The sequence below is a fragment of the Comamonas sp. genome (assembly GCF_036666375.1).
Classification (GTDB): domain Bacteria; phylum Pseudomonadota; class Gammaproteobacteria; order Burkholderiales; family Burkholderiaceae_C; genus Comamonas.
In genome coordinates this window covers 66,502-84,176 of sequence record NZ_JAVWWA010000002.1, presented here as the reverse complement: position 1 = coordinate 84,176, position 17,675 = coordinate 66,502, and the positions used below count along the sequence as shown (strand labels likewise).

Sequence of the window (17,675 nt, the reverse complement as noted above, 5' to 3'; positions counted from 1 at the left end):
TCGAAAAAGCCTTGCGCTTCAAGGGATAGGCGCTGCCGGCTGAGGCGCGGCCGGCTGAGGCGCGGCCGGCGCAGGCGTGGCGACGGCCGCCGGTGCCGCCGCCGCGGGCAGCAAGGCATCGATCCATTGCATGCGCCAGGCCAGCACCCCCAGCGACAGCGCCAGCAGCCCCGCCACCGCCCACCACACCCAGGACCGCGAATCCGCATAGGGATCGTGCAGCAGGCGCGCGGCCTGCACCGGCACCTTGGCGGTCTGCGACAGCGAGCGGCCCAGTGGCAGGCTGATGTTCATGCGCCCGTTGATGGCCCAGCCGCTGGCGTCGAGAATCGGCCCGAGGCTGCGCTGGCGCAGCTTGAGCCAGGCGATCAGCATGCTGGGCCCCGAAATCGCGACGATCATTCCCAGCAGCGCGATCGGAATCCACGGGCCCAGTTCGATGAACTTGCCGAAGATGCCAACGGCCACCGCGCTCAGGCTGCCCAGCGCCACGCCTATCGCCGCCACCGTGCCCACATCGGTCTTGCGCGCCGCCGGCGCTGTGGCCGCGCTCACCGTCGCAGCCGGAGCACTGGCCAGCGACTGGGCCTGGGCCGACAGCCCGGCCGTGACGCCATCGTCCTTGGCCGCCGCGCGCTTGGCCACCTGCTCCTCGATCATGCGCAGGAACTTCTTGTAGGGCGCCGAAAACGCCTGGCCTATGCTGGTCGGGTTCTCGATGATCCTGCTGATGGTCGCGTCCCAGTCCCGGCCTTCGCGGTCGTAGAACAGGCCGTTGCGCCCCACCAGCAGGAAATCGACATCGCCGGCCGTGAAAGCCGCGACGATGCTGCGCTTTTCACCGTTGCGCCGGCAGTCGCAATACGCCAGATAGACCTTGGCCAGGCCCGCGAGCTTGGCATGGGCGGCGGCGTCGGCGACATCGACCGTGAGTTCGCAGCTGCGGCCGTCGAGGTACAGCGTTCCGGCCTGGAAAGCCGCGCCTTCGCGCCGGTAGAACGCGGCGAACGAGACGAAGTTGTTGAGCAGCTTGAGCAGATCGCGTTGAAAGCGTATCAGCTTCTCGAGCCGCAGCGCCTGCACGCTGTGCGCGCTTTCCTCTTCATCGTGCGCTATCAGCTGCTGCAGACGCTGCTCCGTTCCGTCCTCGAGCAGGGCCTGCACTTCGCTCAGCGGCATCTCGCCCAGCGCCGTTTGCGGATAGCTCGCCAGCCATGCCTGGCAAGGCGCGAGCTGGGCCTGCAGGCCATCCCACTGCGCGGCGCTGAGGATCAGCGTGTCGTGGCCCAGCAGCGGCACGACCACGCAGCGGCGAAACGCCTGCATGGCCGCGCGCCAGGCCGGGTTGATGCCATGCGTGAGCGGCAGATCGCCGCCCGCGACGATGGGCGCCAGCGGCAGCGCGGCGATCGATTCGCTGGCGCTGCTCAGCAGGTCCTGGCCCAGCGCGGCATAGCCTTCGGCGCTGGGGCTCAGCGGCACCAGCGCCGTGGCGTCGAACGCCGCCAGCCGCGTGCGCGCGAAAAAGTCCTCGATCTTCGCCTGCACGGCGTTCAAGGCCTGGGCCGCGGCCACGGCCTGCTCGCGCTGCGGCAGCACGCAGGCATGCTCCACCGACTGCGCGTTCCAGGCCTGGAGCGCGCGCAGGTCGGCAAAGAAGGCATCGAGCGCGGCGCGGCCCATGCCAGGCTCGCCGTCGCTGCCTTCGGTGCTGGCGTAGCGCTCCATGATGCGGCTGACCAGGTCGGCGAGCTCGGGCGCGTCGGGCAGCGTCTTGGGGTTGATCAGGCCGTCGCCGTTGAACGGCATCGCGTGCAGCGCGGCCAGCCGCTGCTGCACATCGGCGAGCGCGACCGCGGGTGCGTCGGCGCGGTCCGCCCAGCGCAGGATGCGCTCGGCTTCGGCGCGCAGCGCGGCGCCGTCCTCGGTGTCGGTGCGCAGGCTCGCGAGCTGCAGCACATCGCTGCCGCTGGTCAGCACCTCGGGGTCGTTGACCTGGGCGACCGCCCATTCGCAGGCGGCGACCAGTTCGGGCGCGCGTATGCGGCCGTCCTTGTCATGGTCTATCAGGTCCAGCGTAGCGCTGTCGAACTCTATGCCGCGCGTGGGGCAGGCCAGCGCCACCCACAGTGTCTGGTCCAGCTCGCCGATGCGAGCGATATCTTCTCCGGTACGGATGGCCACCTGGTCCACCCCTCCGGCACGGAAAAACTGCCATGCGTGCTTGTGCATCCAACTCCCTGCTCGCGGGCCACGCCCGCTTCATCCACGACCCGATTCCAGGCCGACACCAGCCGCAGCCGCGACCTCTCAGGCAGAGTGTAAAAGTCCTACAAGAAATTAATGGCGCGCAAGGAAATTGACCATTTCCGCCCGCCATTGGCATTCTGCTGGCGAAATTCTCCCTGGCCATGTCGCGGAACCTGGGTTTCCCCTAGGTTTGCTTTGTAATTTAAATACCAGAATCAGCACAATATTTACAGAAGACGCACACCATGCTTCCCGAAACACCCGCAGGATCGCGCCCGCCTCAGGAAAAGCGCTATCTGCAACTTGCCGGTTTGTTTCGCGACAAGATCGTGACCGGGCAATGGCCTGTGGGCAGCTCCATTCCCACCGTGGAGCAGCTCGAAGCGCTGCACAGCGCTTCGCGCACCACGGTGCGCATGGCGCTGGGCAGTCTGGTCGCCGAAGGCCTGCTCAAGACGCGCAAGCGCGGCGGCACCCAGGTCATGGCCGCGCCGCGCCGCCCGCCCTCGTTTCTGCTGCCTTCCACCTGGAAGGATCTCGTGGTATTTCACGGCAACACCGGCTACCGCACGCTGGAAAGCCAAGCCGATTGCCGGCCCGTGATTCCCGCGGGCCTGACCACCGTGCAAGGCGAACTCGCGCCCTCCTACCAGCGCCTGCTGGGCCTGCACTGCTGCGGCGACCAGCCGTTCTGCCTGAGCCAGATGTATGTCGAGCAAAGCCTTTACGCCCGGATTGCGCCGCAGCTGCCCCAGCTGTCCATCGTCGAGGCGCTGACGCGCGGCCCGCGCCCCCTGGCCGCGGCGCGCCAGCGCCTGACCATCGCTGCGGCCGACGAGCCGATACAGACACATCTGGGTGTGCCTTTGGGCACGCCGCTGCTGCAGACGCTGCGCTGGGCCAGTGACCGCAAGGGCCAGATCGTTCACTGGGCGCAGCTGCGCTTTCTCAGCGAATACGCGCACATTGAAATGGACCTGCTGTAGTTCATGCGGTGTAGGTGCAGCGCCTGTTTTACGCTCTGTGACGTTGGCCGCCCCTGGTTTAGGCTAAGGTGCAGGCAACCGTATCATTCGACAGGAATTCCCATGCCGCTGCGCACCACCGCCCTTTCCGTTTCCGCCATCGCGCTGGCCCTGCTTGCAGGCTGCAGCAGCATGGACGCTCCCTGGAGCAGCGGCCGCACCAGCGCCGCGCCGCCGCCCGCGCCCAAGCAGATCTGCAATGCCCAGCCCGCGCAAAGCTTCATCGGCCGCACCAACACTTCGCAGAACCTCGAACAGGCACGCCAGCGCTCGGGCGCAGCCATGGCGCGCGTGCTGCATCCGGGCCAGGTGACCACGCGTGAATTCAATGCCGAGCGCCTGAATCTGGAAGTCGATTCCACGGGGCGCATCCTGGCGGTGCGCTGCGGCTGATCCCGGCTCATTTGCCTTGAGGCCAGGCCGTCCATGGTTCGACGGCGGCTGGCCAGTGCAATTGGAACACCTGCTTTGCCATGTCGATGGCGATCACGGCAGGGTCCATGACCGTCTCCTAGGCAGCGAGACGTCAGACATCGGCCCGCGACCGTTCAGAGCGCAAGCCTCCAGCAAGAAAGGCTTGCATACCATCCACCGGGGCGCTTGAGACATCCTTGCCTTGGCGTGCTGTTTGCAGCGGCTGCGCGCCGCGCCGGCCGCACCTTGCCGGCCGCGCCTCGCCTGCACACCACCGCAAATGTTCGATTTGCTGGATTCTGCTGAGCGCTCCAGGCCCGATCATCGCGCAGCGGATTTACGCAGCTCCTCCAGCCAACGTCGTTCGAACCGCATCGCACCGGCGCTGGCCGCGCTCGTCAAACTTTCCTTGGACACCCGCAGTCGAGGGCACGACAGACGCAGCGCGCCCCGGCTTGACCTGCGGACTGAAGCGCTCTTTTGCTTCGCGTTCAATCCATGCCCAGCTGCCCGACATTCTCCGGGATAGGGCTATGCGCCGGCTTGCATCAAAACTTGAGCGATTCACGCACAAAAGACATATTGATCATTTTTTTGTAACGATTGTTTCATTTTTATAATTTCACTATTATCATTTCAACCATCGCAGACCCGATCCTGTGCAACCCCCCGGAGCGCCCTCAATGACCGCCCTTACCCGCATCAGTCCAGACCATCATGAGTCCATAGCCTGCGCCGTGCCGCAGGAGTATCTGACCTTTCGGGTCGGGGCCGAAGAGTACGGCATCAGCATCCTGTGCGTTCAGGAAATTCGCAGCTACCAGGCACCGCTTCGGATGCCCGGTGCCTCGGCCTTCAGTTCCGGCGTGTTGAACCTTCGCGGTGAGATCGTGCCGGTGGTCGACCTCAGGGTGCGATTCGATACGCCCCAGCGCTTTGACGCCATGACCGTCACCGTGGTGGTCAATCTGGTATCGGGCTGCACCTTGGGTGTGGTCGTGGATTCGGTGTCGGACGTTCTCGACCTGAAAGTCGACAACATTCGTCCCGCCCCCGCTCTGAGCGGCGCTGTCGATTCGCGCCATATCACCGGAATCGCCAGTGTTCAGCAGGATGATCAGGCGCGCACGCTGGTACTCCTGGATATCGACCAACTCATTGCCAGTGCCATGACCGGCCTGGTTCCTTAACCGATCGAAGGAAAGCGCCATGAAAACCAAGAACATGTCCGTCCGGGCCCAACTGATCTGCGCCTTTGGTGCGCTTTCGCTGCTGCTGCTGCTCGTGGCAGGCCTTGCCCTCAAATTCATCAGCGATGCGAACCAGAATTTCGTCAATTACGTGCAGGGCGTCAATGCCCGCGCCACCATGGCGGACAGTGTACGAACGGCCGTCGATCGCCGTGCCATCGCAGCGCGCAATCTGGTCTTGGTGACCAAACAGGCAGACCTGGACGTTGAAAAGGCAGAGGTCCTGCAGGCGCACCGTGACGTCACCGAGCGCATGGCCAAGCTGCAGCAAATGAGCACTCCTGATGGCGTGCCGCAGAAGGTGCGCGACTTGATTGCCGACATGGCGCGCATAGAGCAACAATATGCTCCGGTCGCACTGCGCATTGTCGATCTGGCGCTCAAGAAGCAATACGAGCAGGCCACTCTCCAGATGAATGAAGAGTGCCGACCGCTGCTCGCGGCGCTCACCCAGGCTGCAACCACCTATTCCACCTACACCGAGCAACACGCTGCGCAAATGATTCAGGAGACGGCTGCGCAATTTGTGCTGGAGCGAAACTATTTGCTTCTGGTCTGCGCACTCGGATTCATTGCATCTGCAGGCGCTGGCGTCTTTATCATTCGGCGTCTCATGCGCGCTCTTGGCGCAGAGCCTGCCGACCTCAGCGTCGCTGCGCAAAAAGTGGCCGATGGCAATCTGAGTTCGGTCTCAGGCTCGGACCGGGCGCATGCAGGCAGCGTGCTGGCTTCGCTTGGCGCCATGCAATCGAGCCTGGCCGCGATTGTGACCCAGGTGCGGGAAGTCTCCGACTCCATCGCCACGGGCTCAGCCCAGATTGCCACCGGCAATACCGACCTCAGCCAGCGCACCGAAGAACAAGCCAGCGCGCTGCAACAGACTGCGGCCACGATGGATGAGCTTGGCACCACGGTACGCAACAATGCGAACAACGCCCAGCAGGCCAACGAATTGGCCATGAGCGCGTCCGGGGTGGCAACCAAGGGTGGTGACGTGGTCAATGAAGTCGTCTGCACCATGAAGGGCATCAATGACAGCTCCAAGAAGATCTCGGACATCATCGGCGTCATTGACGGCATCGCATTTCAGACCAATATCTTGGCTCTGAACGCTGCCGTCGAAGCGGCTCGCGCTGGAGAACAAGGACGCGGCTTTGCCGTGGTCGCTGGCGAAGTTCGCAATCTGGCGCAGCGCAGCGCACAAGCCGCCAAGGAGATCAAGACACTTATCTCGAACAGCGTTGATCAGGTGGAACAAGGCACGGCCTTGGTGGACCGTGCCGGACAGACCATGGAAGAAGTCGTCAATGCCATCCAGCAAGTCAGCGTCATCGTCGGAGAAATCAGTTCGGCAAGCAAGGAACAAAGTGCCGGGGTTGACCAGGTCGGCATGGCTGTCACGCAGATGGACCAAGTGACGCAACAGAATGCCGCCTTGGTGGAGGAAAGCGCCGCCGCCGCTCAAAGTCTGCGCGTACAGGCGGGACAACTGGTTCAAGCCGTGGCCGTGTTTTCCTTGGATGAAAGCGCGCGTTCTGTCGACATCGCCAGCGCTGCATCGAGCCAGCAACAGGAACGACGCCTTGGTCCTCAACGTCCAGCCAACATTGTTCGCCCCGCATTTGGCCAGAGGCTGCAAGTGGCAACCAGCACCGCCCGCAAGCCACAGGCTACGAGCTCCGGCGGCAAGACCGGCACCGATGACTGGAGCAGCTTCTGAAGGAGGCAGGCCGGCAAACGTTCGCCAAGGTCGTAAAACCGCGGCCTTGGCGACCGTGCATGGGGTCACAGACCGAAAACTGACCGCCTGAGTTCGGGCCGCTCAAAGGATTGAAGGGGCGGCACCTGCCCTTTCAATCCGCCAGAAACAGCTCCTGCAGATCGCTGAGGAAATCAAACCCCAGCTCCGTGGGCGTGACGCGGCCGTCGGCCCGCGTGATCAGGCCCTTGCGCTCGGCGGTCTCCAGCCCCTTGGCGATGGAGCTCAGCGGCAGGCCCGTGCGCTCCATGTAGTGCTGCAGCGTGAAGCCTTCGCGCAGGCGCAGCGCGTTGAGCATGTATTCGAACGGCAGCTCCGCGCGCTTGACCTCGTTGTCCTGGGCCAGCGCATGGCCGGCCAGCGCCTGGTCCATGTAGCGCGCGGGGTCGCGAAAGCGCACCTGGCGCACCACGCGGTGGGCGAAGCTCAGCTTGCTGTGCGCGCCCGCGCCTATGCCCAGGTAGTCGCCGAACTGCCAGTAGTTGGTGTTGTGGAAACACGCATGGCCGGGCTGCGCATAGGCCGAAATCTCGTAGCGCTGCATTCCCGTGCGCGCCGTGGTCTCGCTGATGCGGTCGAGCATCGCATAGGCCGTGTCGTCCTCGGGAATCGCGGGCGGGAACTTGGCGAAATAGGTGTTGGGCTCGATGGTCAGGTGGTAGATCGAGATGTGCGGCGGCTTGAACGACAGCGCCGTCTGCAGATCGCGATCGAGGTCGTCGAGCGTCTGGCCGGGCAAGGCATACATGATGTCGAGATTGAAGGTCTCGAAGGCTTCGGCGGCCTCGGCCACGGCGGCGCGCGCCTGCTCGCCGTCGTGCACGCGGCCCAGCGCGCGCAGGAAACGGTCGTCGAAGCTCTGCACGCCTATCGACAGCCGCGTCACGCCGGCCGCGCGGTAGGCGCGAAAACGGTCCTTCTCGAACGTGCCGGGGTTGGCCTCGAGCGTGATCTCGCAGTCGGGCTCCATGCGCACGCGCGCGCGCACCGCCGCAATCAGCCGGTCTATGGCCGCGGGCGAGAACAGGCTGGGCGTGCCCCCGCCCATGAAGATGCTGTGCACCGTGCGCCCCCAGATCAGCGGCAGCGCGGCCTCGAGATCGGCAATCAGCGCGTCGATATAGCGCGTTTCGGGCAGCCCGGTCTGCGCGTCGCCATTGCGCCACTCATGCGAGTTGAAATCGCAGTACGGGCACTTCTTGAGACACCAGGGCAGATGGATGTACAGCGACAGCGGCGGCAGGCTGCCCAGCTGCAGCGTGCCCGGGCGCATGTAGTGCTGGATGTCGCGCTGCACGGCGGGCCCGCTGTCCGCGCCCACGGATTCGATCGGAATCATGGTCACATCCAGCGTTCGCGCACCAGCGCCAGCATCTGCTTTGTGGCCAGGCCGCGGTGGCTGTGCGCATGCTTGAGCGCCGGGTCCATCTCGGCAAACGTCAGGCCCAGTTCGGGCAGGAACAGCACCGGATCGAAGCCGAAGCCGTTGGCGCCGCGCGGCTCGGGCGCGATCAGCGCCTGCACGCGGCCCACGGCGATCAGCGGCTCGGGATCGCGCGCGCCGCGCACCCCGACCAGCGTGCTGACCATGGCCGCGCGGCGATTCTCCACGCCCTGCAGCTGCTCGAGCAGCGCGCGCACGTTGTTGGCGTCGCTCTTCTCGTAGCCGAACTGGGTGCAGTAATAAGCGGTATCGACGCCCGGCAAACCGCCGAAATGATCGACGCACATGCCGGCGTCGTCGGCGATCGCGGGCAGGCCCGTGCGCTCTGCCGCGAAACGCGCCTTGCTCAGCGCATTCTCAACAAAAGTGCAATGCGGCTCGGGCGCCTCGCCTTCGAACAGGTCACCCTGGCAGACGAGTTCCACGCCCAGCGGGGCGAACATGGCTTGCAGCTCGGCGAGCTTGCCGCGGTTGTTGGAGGCTAGGACAATTTTCATGAAGCAAATGGCAGGGCCGCGCCGGGCGCGCCTGCGATGACAAAAAGGTTTTCAGCGCCGCGGCCCACCGGGGCGGCGGATCGCGGCATTGATTTCGGCGATCGAGCGTTCGATGGCAGCGTCGCTGAGCTCGTCTTCCAGCGCTTCGAGCACTTCGGGCTGAAGCGTCGACTGGAACATTTCGTCGTCCAGCGTTTCGGTGGAAATGCCGTCCAGCGGACTTTGCGGTCCGGGCATTTCCCATTCCAGCGCGATCGCGGTGACATTGTCGCTGTTGCTGCCCGCGCGCTGCAGCGCCGCCTCCACCAGCCGTGGCACGCACAGGGATACTGGATCGCGCGCCAGACCCGCGAGCAGCTCCGCCTCGCTGATCGGGTCCCACAGGCCGTCGGAGCAAAGCAGCAGGCGGTCGCCGCGCGCCAGCCGGCTCGGCCCGGCGCGGTCATAGATGGGCAGCGACGGCGACCCCAGGCAGGTGAACAGCAGGTTGCGGTTGACGCTGCCGGCCTGCGCCGGCCCGGAGCGTTCGGCGACCTCGCGATAGGAGTGGTCGCGCGTGCGCGCCAGCAGCGCGCCGCCATGCGTCAGGTAGAGCCGCGAATCGCCGCAGTGGATCCAGTGCACCTGTCCCTGCTGCAGCAGCGCCGCGACCAGCGTGGTGCGCGGCGCGTCGGCCATGCCGCGCTCGTGCGCATAACGCAGGATCTGCTGATGCGCCTGCAGCAGCGCATCGGCCAGAAAGGCCGGCACATCGGCGATCTGCGGTGTGGCGCGCGCCTCGAACAGCGCAAAGAACTGCTGCAGCGCGAGCTGCGCCGCCACATCGCCTTCGGCATGGCCACCCATGCCGTCGGCCAGCACGAGCAGGCAGGCGTCACGGGTATAGCAATAGCCCATGCGGTCTTCGTTCCTCTCACGACCGCCGCGGCGGCTGAGTTGAAAGACCGAGAACTTCATGGCGCGGGCGGCGTGCCGCGCGCGCCGCTGATTTTCTGCACACTCTTGCGCGTATCGCTGACCAGCGCGCCGATCTGCAGGCGCATCTTGTCGGCCATGCTCAGGCGCGTATGGCGGCGCTCGCCCTCACGGTTGAGTTCCTTTTGCAGCGCGAACACCGACTGCGGCCGCGACAGCGGATCGGTCGCCATGCACCACTCGACCACCTCGATCAGCTTGTCGGAGTAGATTCCGCGCAGCTTGGACAAGGCCTGGCCCAGCCGGTCCTTCTCCTGGCGCTGGGGCGCGGCAGGCGGCGGCATGCCCTGCATGCAGGCATACATGCAGGCGCCGATCGCATAGATATCGGTCCACGGCCCCATGGCCTCGCCGCGGCGGTACATCTCGGGCGCGGCAAAGCCCGGCGTATACATGGGCCGGATGAAGCTGCCTTCCTTGGACAGCACTTCGCGCGCCGCGCCGAAATCGATCAGCACGGCGCGGTCGTCGTCGGTGATGAAGATGTTGGCCGGCTTGATGTCGAGGTGCAGCATCTTGTGCTGGTGCACGATGCGCAGCCCGCGCAGCACTTCGTCGAACAGCGAACGTATCGAGGATTCGCGCAGCACCTTGTCGGTCTTGACGCTGCGCGCCGTGAGAATGAAATCCTGCAGGTTCGCACCTTCGAGGTAATTCATGACCATGTAGACGGTCTCGTTCTCGCGGAAGAAATTGAGCACGCTGACCACCGACGGGTGCGACAGCTGGGCCAGCGACCGCCCTTCCTCGAAAAAGCTCTTGAGACCCAGCCGATAGAGCGACAGCTTCTCGGGCACGACACGCGGCAGGCGCTCGCCCGGATCGCGCAAGGCCAGCGACGCAGGCAGATACTCCTTGATCGCCACCTGCTGGCCGGTGGCGTCCATTGCCAGGTAGACCACGCCAAATCCCCCGGCAGCCAGGCGCCGCAGAATGCGGTATCCCCCTATCACGCTATCGGACGCAAGGGGGGCAGGCTTGTTCTTGGAAGACATTTTTTACGGGTAAACCTCGTGAATGGGGCGGAACCCGGATAATCAACGGATTGCAAGCAACCATCAAAAGTCCAATGTCAGTTTACAGCATGACCGGATACGCCAGCGCCCAGCACGGCGCGTCTGCCGAGGGTGCTGAGGCGCCTACGGGCAACCGGCGACTCGGTCTCGAGATCCGTTCGGTCAACAGCCGCTTCCTCGACCTGTCGTTCCGTCTGCCCGACGAGTTGCGCATGCACGAGCCCGCGCTGCGCACCTTGCTCACCGCGCGCCTCAAGCGCGGCAAGGTCGAAGTGCGCGCCGCGATCGAAGCCGAAGACAGCGGCGCTGTCCCCCAGCCGTCACCCCATCTTCTGCAGCGCCTGTTGTCGGCGCAGGACACCATCCAGGCCTGGCTGCCCAACGCGCGGCCGCTGAGCGTGTCCGATGCGCTGCGCCTGTGCGGCGCCAATGACGGCGACCGCGGCCAGGATTGGAGCAGCGTGCTGCCCGCGCTGGCCGCCGAAGCGCTCGAAGCGCTGGTGCAGGCGCGGGCGCGCGAAGGCAAGCGCCTGGCCGACATGCTGCACGACCGGCTGCAGCAGCTGCGCGCGCTCGCCCGCACCGCCACGCCTCTGATCCCGCAGCTCGTCGAGCAGCAGCGCACGCGTTTTGTCGAGCGCTGGAAAGAAGCCATGGCGCTGGCCGAAGGTTCGGTCGCGCCCGAGGCCGCGCAGGACCGCGCGCTGACCGAAGCCACGGCGTTTGCGATCCGCATCGACGTCGCCGAGGAAGTCACGCGCATGGACTCGCACCTCGATGAAATCGAGCGCCTGCTCAAGAAGGGCGGCGAAATCGGCAAGCGCCTGGATTTCCTGATCCAGGAGCTGCACCGCGAAGCCAACACGCTGGGCTCGAAGTCCGCCGCGCTCGAGCTCACACGCATCAGTGTCGACATGAAGGTCCTGATCGAGCAGATGCGCGAGCAGGTGCAAAACATCGAATAAACCTCCATTCCACAGGGCGCGCAAGCGCCCTTTTTGCAAGACGCCGCCCACCCGGCGCACCGATTCGCATATGCAACATACCGGAAATCTCTTCGTCGTCGCCGCCCCCAGTGGGGCCGGCAAGTCCAGCCTGGTCAAGGCCTTGCGCGAGCTCGACGCCCATGTCTCGCCGTCGGTCTCGCACACCACGCGCGCGCCGCGCGGCCAGGAAAAGCACGGTCGCGAATACTTCTTCGCGTCCGAGCAGGAATTCGACGCCATGGTCGCCAACCATGCCTTCCTCGAATGGGCCAACGTCCATGGCAAGCGCTATGGCACGTCCAAGCGCGCGCTTGCCGACCGCCTGGCCGGCGGCGCCGACGTGCTGCTCGAGATCGACTACCAGGGCGCGCTCCAGGTCAAGAAGGCCTTCCCCGAAGCGGTGCTGATCTTCATCCTGCCGCCGAGCTGGGAAGAGCTGCGCGCACGCCTGGAAAACCGCGGCGAGGACAGCCCTGAAGTCATCGAATTGCGCCTCAAGAACGCTTCCGAGGAAATGGCCCAGGTGCAAAAGTTCGACTTCGTTATAATCAACGAGTTGTTCGAGACTGCGCTTTTTGATCTGAAAGCGATCATTCACGCCCAGCGACTCAAGTATGCGGCCCAGCGAAGTGCGCGTGCCGATACCTTCGAGTCGCTCAATATCACCTGAATTTCCCCTGGAGTATCCTGATGGCACGCATCACCGTTGAAGACTGCCTGGAGCAAATCCCCAACCGCTTCCAACTCGTTCTGGCCGCAACCTACCGCGCCCGCATGCTGAGTCAAGGCCACACGGCCAAGATCGAAAGCAAGAACAAACCGGCGGTCACCGCCCTGCGCGAAATCGCCGCCGGCAAGGTCGGCCTGGAGATGCTCAAGAAGGTTCCGGGCTGACCGGACGCTGCCGCAGGCAAGCTGTCATGGCAAGCCTAAATGGCAACAGAGGCACCGCTTTGCGGTGCTTTTTTTTGTGCAATGAGAAACGCATCAGAGAGCGCGCTACATTAAAGGTATGAAAGCGGTCCAGCCCCAGTCTCCTGTCCACGACGCCAACCTCCCTGAGAATGCCCCGGCACCAGAGAGTCAGATGAGTGCGACCGCCGTTTCCACAGACCCCCCGTCCACGGCTGCGGCCTCGGCCACGGCCGTTTCGCGCGCCGCGTTTGCCGCGTTGCTCGACAATCTGGGCTATCTGGACGCCACAAGCATCGAGCAGGTGCGCCAGGCCTATCTGTTTGCCGACCAGGCCCATACCGGCCAGTGGCGCAGCAGCGGCGACCCGTACATCACCCATCCTATCGCCGTGACCGCGCTGTGCGCGTCCTGGAAGCTCGATGCGCCCGCACTGATGGCGGCGCTGATGCACGACGCGATGGAAGACTGCGGCGTCACCAAGGGCGACCTGGCCATGCGCTTCGGCACGCCCGTCGCCGAGCTGGTCGACGGCCTGACCAAGCTCGACAAGCTGCAGTTCAATACCCGCGAAGAGAATCAGGCCGAGTCGTTTCGCAAGATGCTGCTGGCCATGGCGCGCGACGTGCGCGTCATCCTCATCAAGCTCGCCGACCGCACGCACAACATGCGCACGCTGTCCGACATGCCGCGCAGCAAATGGGGCCGGATCGCCTCCGAGACGCTGGAAATCTACGCGCCCATCGCCCACCGCCTGGGCCTGAACCAGACCTACCGCGAACTGCAGGACCTGTCGTTCCGCCATCTGCACCCCTGGCGCTATTCGACGCTGTCCAAGGCGATCGCCAAATCGCGCACGCGCCGTCGCGACCTGGTGCAGCGCGTGCAGACCGAAGTCGACGCGAAGTTCGCCCAGCATGGCCTGCATGCGCGGCTCGCGGGCCGCGAAAGCACGCTGTACTCGCTGTATCTGCGCATGGAGCGCAACAATCAGAGCTTTGCCAAAGTTACCGACATCTACGGCTTTCGCGTGATCGTTCCTTCGGTCACCGAATGCTATACGGCGCTGGGCGTGCTGCACCAGATGTACAAGCCCGTGCCCGGCAAGTTCAAGGACCACATCGCCATTCCGAAGAACAACGGCTACCAGTCGCTGCACACCACGCTGGTCGGCCCTTCGGGCGTGAGCATAGAGTTCCAGATGCGCACCGAGGAAATGCACATCGTCGCCGAAGCCGGCGTCGCCGCGCATTGGCTCTACCAGGCGCAGCAGCGCCCCGGCGACACCGAGCAGATGAGCACCCAGTGGCTGCAGTCGCTGCTCGACATCCAGAACGAGACGCGCGATGCGACCGAGTTCTGGGACCATGTCAAGGTCGACCTGTTCCCCGACGCGGTCTATGTTTTCACGCCCAAGAGCGAAATCATGGCCATGCCGCGCGGCGCGACCGTGGTCGACTTCGCCTACGCGATCCACAGCAAGATCGGCAACCACGCGACGGCCGCGCGCATCAACAACGAAGACGTGCCGCTGCGCACCGAGCTCAAGAGCGGCGACGTGATCGAGATCATCACCGCCGAGAACGCCCGCCCCAACCCGGCCTGGCTGGGATTTGTCAAGACCGCGCGCGCGCGCTCCAAGATCCGCCACCACCTCAAGACTTCGGCCCAGAGCGAGTCCGCGAGCCTGGGCGAGAAACTGCTGTCGCAGGCGCTGCGCGCCGAGGGCATAGAGCATCTGCCGCCCCAGGACGACGCCAATCAGGCGCTCTGGGACCGGCTGCTGCAGGACACCGGCAACCGCAGCCGCGGCGAGCTCATGACCGACATCGGCATGGGCCGGCGCATAGCGAGCCTGGTCGCGGCGCGCATCATGGTGCTGCTGGGCGACCATGGCCAGCGCCCCAACGCCGTGCTGCTGAGCCAGGAACGCTACAGCGCCAAGGACAAGATTTCCCAGGGCACGGTGACGCTGGACGGCAGCACCAATGCCTCTATCCGTTTTGCACATTGCTGCCGTCCCGTGCCCGGAGATCCGGTGCTCGGCTATCTGGGCCGCGGCGAAGGCCTGATGGTGCACCACGCGCACTGCGCCATCGTCAAGCGTCTGTACGAGAAGGACCCGGACCGTTTCATCTCGGTCGAGTGGGCCGAAGGTCTGACCCACATGTTCGAAAGCGGCATCCTGGTCACGGTGCGCAACGGCAAGGGCGTGCTGGCGCGCGTGGCCTCCGAGCTGACCGACGCCGAAGTCGACATCCAGCACCTGGAGATGGTCGACGAAGCGCCCATGGGCACGACCGATCTGCGTTTCGTGGTCTCGGTCAAGAACCAGCAGCAGGTCGAAGCCGCGCTGCGCAATCTGCGCCGCGCCCCGGTCGTCATCAAGGCGACGCGCATCATGCCGTCAGTGGATTAACCCCCCTGAGGCGCTTCGCGCCCGCCCCCTCTCTCACTGCGCGGGAGCGGGACTGCCCTTGCTCGCTGCCCCCTTGCCGGACCGCGCCAGTTGCGAGGGCTGCAGCCCATTCCGGCGCTTGGAATGGCCCGTGACTTCGTTGCTGACTAAGATTTTGCTTCGGGATAGCTCACCTCAAGCACCTCGAGCAGGCGCACGCCGCCCGGCGTCTGCAGCGCGACTTCGTCGCCCACGCGCGCCTTGAGCAGCGCGCGCGCCACGGGTGAAATCCAGCTGACCTCGCCCTGCGCGCTGTTGGCTTCGTCTATGCCCATGATGGTCACGCTGCGCTCCACGCCGTCATCCTCGACATAGGTCACGGTCGCGCCAAAGAACACCTGCTCGCTGCCCGCGTGCACGGCCGGGTCCACGACTTCGGCGATTTCCAGGCGCTTGGTCAGGAAACGTATGCGCCGGTCGATCTCGCGCAGGCGCTTCTTGCCGTAGAGGTAGTCGCCGTTTTCCGAACGGTCGCCATTGCTCGCCGCCCAGTGAACGATCTCGACGATCTGCGGGCGCTCGGTGTCGATCAGCGCGAACAGCTCGTCGCGCAACCGCTGGTAGCCCCGGGGCGTGATGTAGTTCTTGCTGCCCGCGGGAATGGGCGGCAATGCACCGAGTTCGTCATCGTCGTCCCCGGCATCTGATTCTTTGGTGAAGGCTTTGCTCATGCGCTGATCTTTGCATCAAACGCGCTGCAGCAAAAGCCACGGGCCTTTCACCAGCGCGGACACGACACCGTGCGATTTGGACAGCGGCGGAAAAAAGAACTATAGTTAAAACCTATTGTTAAATTACTTATTTAAGAAAATGACTATTTTTCATGTGAAATCATTGGCCCAGGGCGTCGCATTGGCGGGTCTGCTGCTCACTGCAGGCCTGGTTTTCGGCCAACCCGCCGATCTGCTGGAGCAAGCCCAGCGCGGCGATGCCAAGGCGCAGCTCAGCCTGGGCGCGATGTACGAAAACGGCGAGGGAGTCGCGCAAAGCGACCGCCAGGCCGCTCAGTGGTACCAGCGCGCCGCCGAGCACGGACTGCCAGCAGCCCAAGTCGCATTGGCGTCGATGTACAACGCCGGACAAGGCGTCGAAGCCAGCGAGCAGCAGGCGCTCAAGTGGTACCGTCTTGCGGCCGACCAGGGCCATGCGCCCGCGCAATTCACCTTGGGCGCGAAGTTCGAACGCGGCATCGAGGTCGACCGGGACGACGCGCAAGCCGTCAAGTGGTTTCGGCTCGCGGCCGGCCAGGGCCATGCCAAGGCGCAGCTCCATCTGGGATTGATGTATGCCAGCGGGCGTGGCGTCGATCAGGACAGCGCCCAGGCCGCCATGTGGCTGCAGCGCGCCGCGGGCCAGGGCGATGCCGTGGCACGGGATGTGCTGCGCAGTGAAGATTTCGCGGCGCACACGGTTTCGCCGAATGCGCAGCGCGCAGCCGGCAAGGGCCAGGCCGAGGCCAGCGGTGAATGACCGCAGGGCGCGCGGCGCGCGCTGAACCCTGCCCTTTTCGCGCCCAGATCCCTGAGGGCAGGTTCGCGCAAAACGAAAAAGCCTCAGAGTGTTTCCACTCTGAGGCTTCACGTTTGGTGCGGCTGGCAGGAATCGAACCCACGACCCCTTGGTTCGTAGCCAAGTACTCTATCCAGCTGAGCTACAGCCGCTAAGCTATCGATTATAGCCCAAAAAATCGGAGTGGAAGCAAAGCTTGAGAATTCTTTGTATGCGCCTGCGCTTTTCTGCCGCGCATGCACACAGGATTTTTTCCTACACCGATGCAATAGCCAAAACAATAACATCCGTTTTATTTAATAGCTAAACACTATGTCAAAACGTTTGTTCATTGATCTTCTTATGGTGACCCTGCTGATGGGCGCCGCATTGTGCGCTGCCAAGGGCGTTCTGGAATCGTCCATCGCGTCTTACTTCGGCGCCTGGGTGCTGGTGATCAGCGCTGCTCTGCTCTGGCTTGAATCGCGGCGTGCACGGCGCGATTCCACAATGGTCATCGACGACAGTGCCCGGCCGCGCACCGAACAGTTCAAATGAAGCATTCCTAGGGTCGATTTTTCGTGCACCAACGAAAAAGCCCCAGAACATTGCTGTTCTGGGGCTTGTCGTCTGGTGCGGCTGGCAGGAATCGAACCCACGACCCCTTGGTTCGTAGCCAAGTACTCTATCCAGCTGAGCTACAGCCGCGTCTGGCAGCGAAAGGTTTTCACCAATCCACTGCGCCAAGAACGAAAGTATAACCCAGTTTTTTGTCCCCACTGAAGAAAACAGTGTCCACCTCCAGGCATTTGCCTTGAAAACGCAATGCACACTTCGGACCGAAGTGCCGATCCGGATGACCACCATAACCACTGCGCAGGCACCGCCGCGGAGTCTGGAATCACTGACCGCAAGCCACTGATAGAACCGAGCGCGACAAGCGGCAGCAGCAGCAGCAGCACATCATCCAGATAGCCCGGCAAGGGAATGAAACCGGCAATGAGATCGATGGGGCTGAGCGCATAGGCCACGACCAACAGCCTTGGCATGCCACGGCGTTTCCGGGTGCTTTGGCGCGAACCACAGGTTCAGGCCGTCCGGTGAAATGTCCACAGGCGTGCCTGCGGGGCCGTCAGCGAAACGAAAATCGCGCGCCACCGGTACGGTTTGTCATCACAGTTTCATGCCTTGCCTCAAATAC

The 17,675-nt window shown here is 64.3% G+C and carries 16 protein-coding genes, 2 tRNA genes and 1 pseudogene; 10 read left to right on the top strand and 9 right to left on the bottom strand.

Annotated features, from left to right (window positions below; all coding sequences use genetic code 11):
• Positions 1-18 precede the first annotated feature (18 nt).
• Positions 19-2,232 carry a hypothetical protein gene (locus RR928_RS00930; RefSeq protein WP_332681229.1) on the bottom strand — a complete coding sequence of 738 codons (2,214 nt, stop codon included), beginning with the start codon at positions 2,230-2,232 and terminating at the stop codon, positions 19-21.
• 263 nt (positions 2,233-2,495) lie between these two features.
• Here RR928_RS00930 and RR928_RS00925 point away from each other — a divergent pair, with 263 nt between their 5' ends.
• The 4 genes from RR928_RS00925 to RR928_RS00910 all read left to right on the top strand — a co-directional run bounded on the left by RR928_RS00925 (position 2,496) and on the right by RR928_RS00910 (position 6,659).
• Complete coding sequence (locus tag RR928_RS00925; protein ID WP_332537589.1) at positions 2,496-3,236, top strand: GntR family transcriptional regulator; 741 nt, start codon at positions 2,496-2,498, stop codon at positions 3,234-3,236.
• 102 nt (positions 3,237-3,338) lie between these two features.
• On the top strand, positions 3,339-3,668 hold the full coding sequence (locus RR928_RS00920; RefSeq protein ID WP_332537590.1) for an I78 family peptidase inhibitor: 330 nt from the start codon (positions 3,339-3,341) through the stop codon (positions 3,666-3,668).
• A gap of 704 nt (positions 3,669-4,372) precedes the next feature.
• Positions 4,373-4,879, top strand: a complete 507-nt coding sequence (locus RR928_RS00915; RefSeq protein ID WP_332681227.1) for a chemotaxis protein CheW — start codon at positions 4,373-4,375, stop codon at positions 4,877-4,879.
• 19 nt (positions 4,880-4,898) lie between these two features.
• On the top strand, positions 4,899-6,659 hold the full coding sequence (locus RR928_RS00910; RefSeq protein WP_332681225.1) for a methyl-accepting chemotaxis protein: 1,761 nt from the start codon (positions 4,899-4,901) through the stop codon (positions 6,657-6,659).
• A 133-nt stretch (positions 6,660-6,792) separates the two neighbouring features.
• Here RR928_RS00910 and hemW read toward each other — a convergent pair whose 3' ends face one another.
• From hemW to RR928_RS00890, 4 genes are read right to left on the bottom strand one after another with little or no spacing between them, the layout of a single operon-like run.
• Positions 6,793-8,037 (bottom strand): radical SAM family heme chaperone HemW, encoded by a 1,245-nt coding sequence (gene hemW / locus RR928_RS00905; protein ID WP_332681223.1) that lies wholly within the window; start codon positions 8,035-8,037, stop codon positions 6,793-6,795.
• 2 nt (positions 8,038-8,039) lie between these two features.
• A complete protein-coding gene (locus tag RR928_RS00900) occupies positions 8,040-8,639 on the bottom strand; it encodes a non-canonical purine NTP pyrophosphatase (RefSeq protein WP_332547747.1) in 600 nt (199 codons plus the stop codon).
• A gap of 51 nt (positions 8,640-8,690) precedes the next feature.
• A complete protein-coding gene (locus RR928_RS00895; protein ID WP_332537595.1) occupies positions 8,691-9,596 on the bottom strand; it encodes a PP2C family protein-serine/threonine phosphatase in 906 nt (301 codons plus the stop codon).
• A complete protein-coding gene (locus RR928_RS00890) occupies positions 9,593-10,609 on the bottom strand; it encodes a serine/threonine protein kinase (RefSeq protein ID WP_332537596.1) in 1,017 nt (338 codons plus the stop codon). The genes RR928_RS00895 and RR928_RS00890 overlap by 4 nt, the downstream gene beginning before the upstream one ends.
• An 89-nt stretch (positions 10,610-10,698) precedes the next feature.
• On the opposite strand from RR928_RS00890, the gene RR928_RS00885 reads away from it, so the two are divergent.
• From RR928_RS00885 to RR928_RS00870, 4 genes are all read left to right on the top strand, one after another.
• Positions 10,699-11,595 carry a YicC/YloC family endoribonuclease gene (locus tag RR928_RS00885; protein WP_332537597.1) on the top strand — a complete coding sequence of 299 codons (897 nt, stop codon included), beginning with the start codon at positions 10,699-10,701 and terminating at the stop codon, positions 11,593-11,595.
• 70 nt (positions 11,596-11,665) lie between these two features.
• Positions 11,666-12,286 carry a guanylate kinase gene (gene gmk / locus RR928_RS00880; protein WP_332681219.1) on the top strand — a complete coding sequence of 207 codons (621 nt, stop codon included), beginning with the start codon at positions 11,666-11,668 and terminating at the stop codon, positions 12,284-12,286.
• 20 nt (positions 12,287-12,306) lie between these two features.
• Complete coding sequence (gene rpoZ / locus RR928_RS00875) at positions 12,307-12,510, top strand: DNA-directed RNA polymerase subunit omega (RefSeq protein WP_159911168.1); 204 nt, start codon at positions 12,307-12,309, stop codon at positions 12,508-12,510.
• Positions 12,511-12,703: 193 nt separating this feature from the next.
• On the top strand, positions 12,704-14,947 hold the full coding sequence (locus RR928_RS00870; RefSeq protein WP_332537599.1) for a RelA/SpoT family protein: 2,244 nt from the start codon (positions 12,704-12,706) through the stop codon (positions 14,945-14,947).
• Positions 14,948-15,093: 146 nt separating this feature from the next.
• On the opposite strand, the gene greB is transcribed toward RR928_RS00870, so the two are convergent.
• Positions 15,094-15,657 (bottom strand): transcription elongation factor GreB, encoded by a 564-nt coding sequence (gene greB / locus RR928_RS00865; RefSeq protein ID WP_332681217.1) that lies wholly within the window; start codon positions 15,655-15,657, stop codon positions 15,094-15,096.
• A gap of 139 nt (positions 15,658-15,796) precedes the next feature.
• On the opposite strand from greB, the gene RR928_RS00860 reads away from it, so the two are divergent.
• Positions 15,797-16,456: a tetratricopeptide repeat protein gene (locus tag RR928_RS00860; protein ID WP_332681216.1), complete on the top strand. Its 660-nt coding sequence runs from the start codon at positions 15,797-15,799 to the stop codon at positions 16,454-16,456.
• Positions 16,457-16,570: 114 nt separating this feature from the next.
• Here RR928_RS00860 and RR928_RS00855 read toward each other — a convergent pair.
• A tRNA-Arg gene (locus RR928_RS00855) sits at positions 16,571-16,647 on the bottom strand.
• Positions 16,648-16,807: 160 nt separating this feature from the next.
• Here RR928_RS00855 and RR928_RS00850 point away from each other — a divergent pair.
• On the top strand, positions 16,808-17,032 hold the full coding sequence (locus tag RR928_RS00850) for a hypothetical protein (RefSeq protein ID WP_332537602.1): 225 nt from the start codon (positions 16,808-16,810) through the stop codon (positions 17,030-17,032).
• A gap of 73 nt (positions 17,033-17,105) precedes the next feature.
• Here RR928_RS00850 and RR928_RS00845 read toward each other — a convergent pair.
• Together RR928_RS00845 and RR928_RS00840 are read right to left on the bottom strand one after the other, a co-directional pair.
• Positions 17,106-17,182, bottom strand: a tRNA-Arg gene (locus tag RR928_RS00845).
• Positions 17,183-17,424: 242 nt separating this feature from the next.
• Positions 17,425-17,587 (bottom strand): annotated as a pseudogene (locus tag RR928_RS00840) (YkvA family protein); the annotation flags it as partial.
• Between the last annotated feature and the right edge of the window lie 88 nt (positions 17,588-17,675).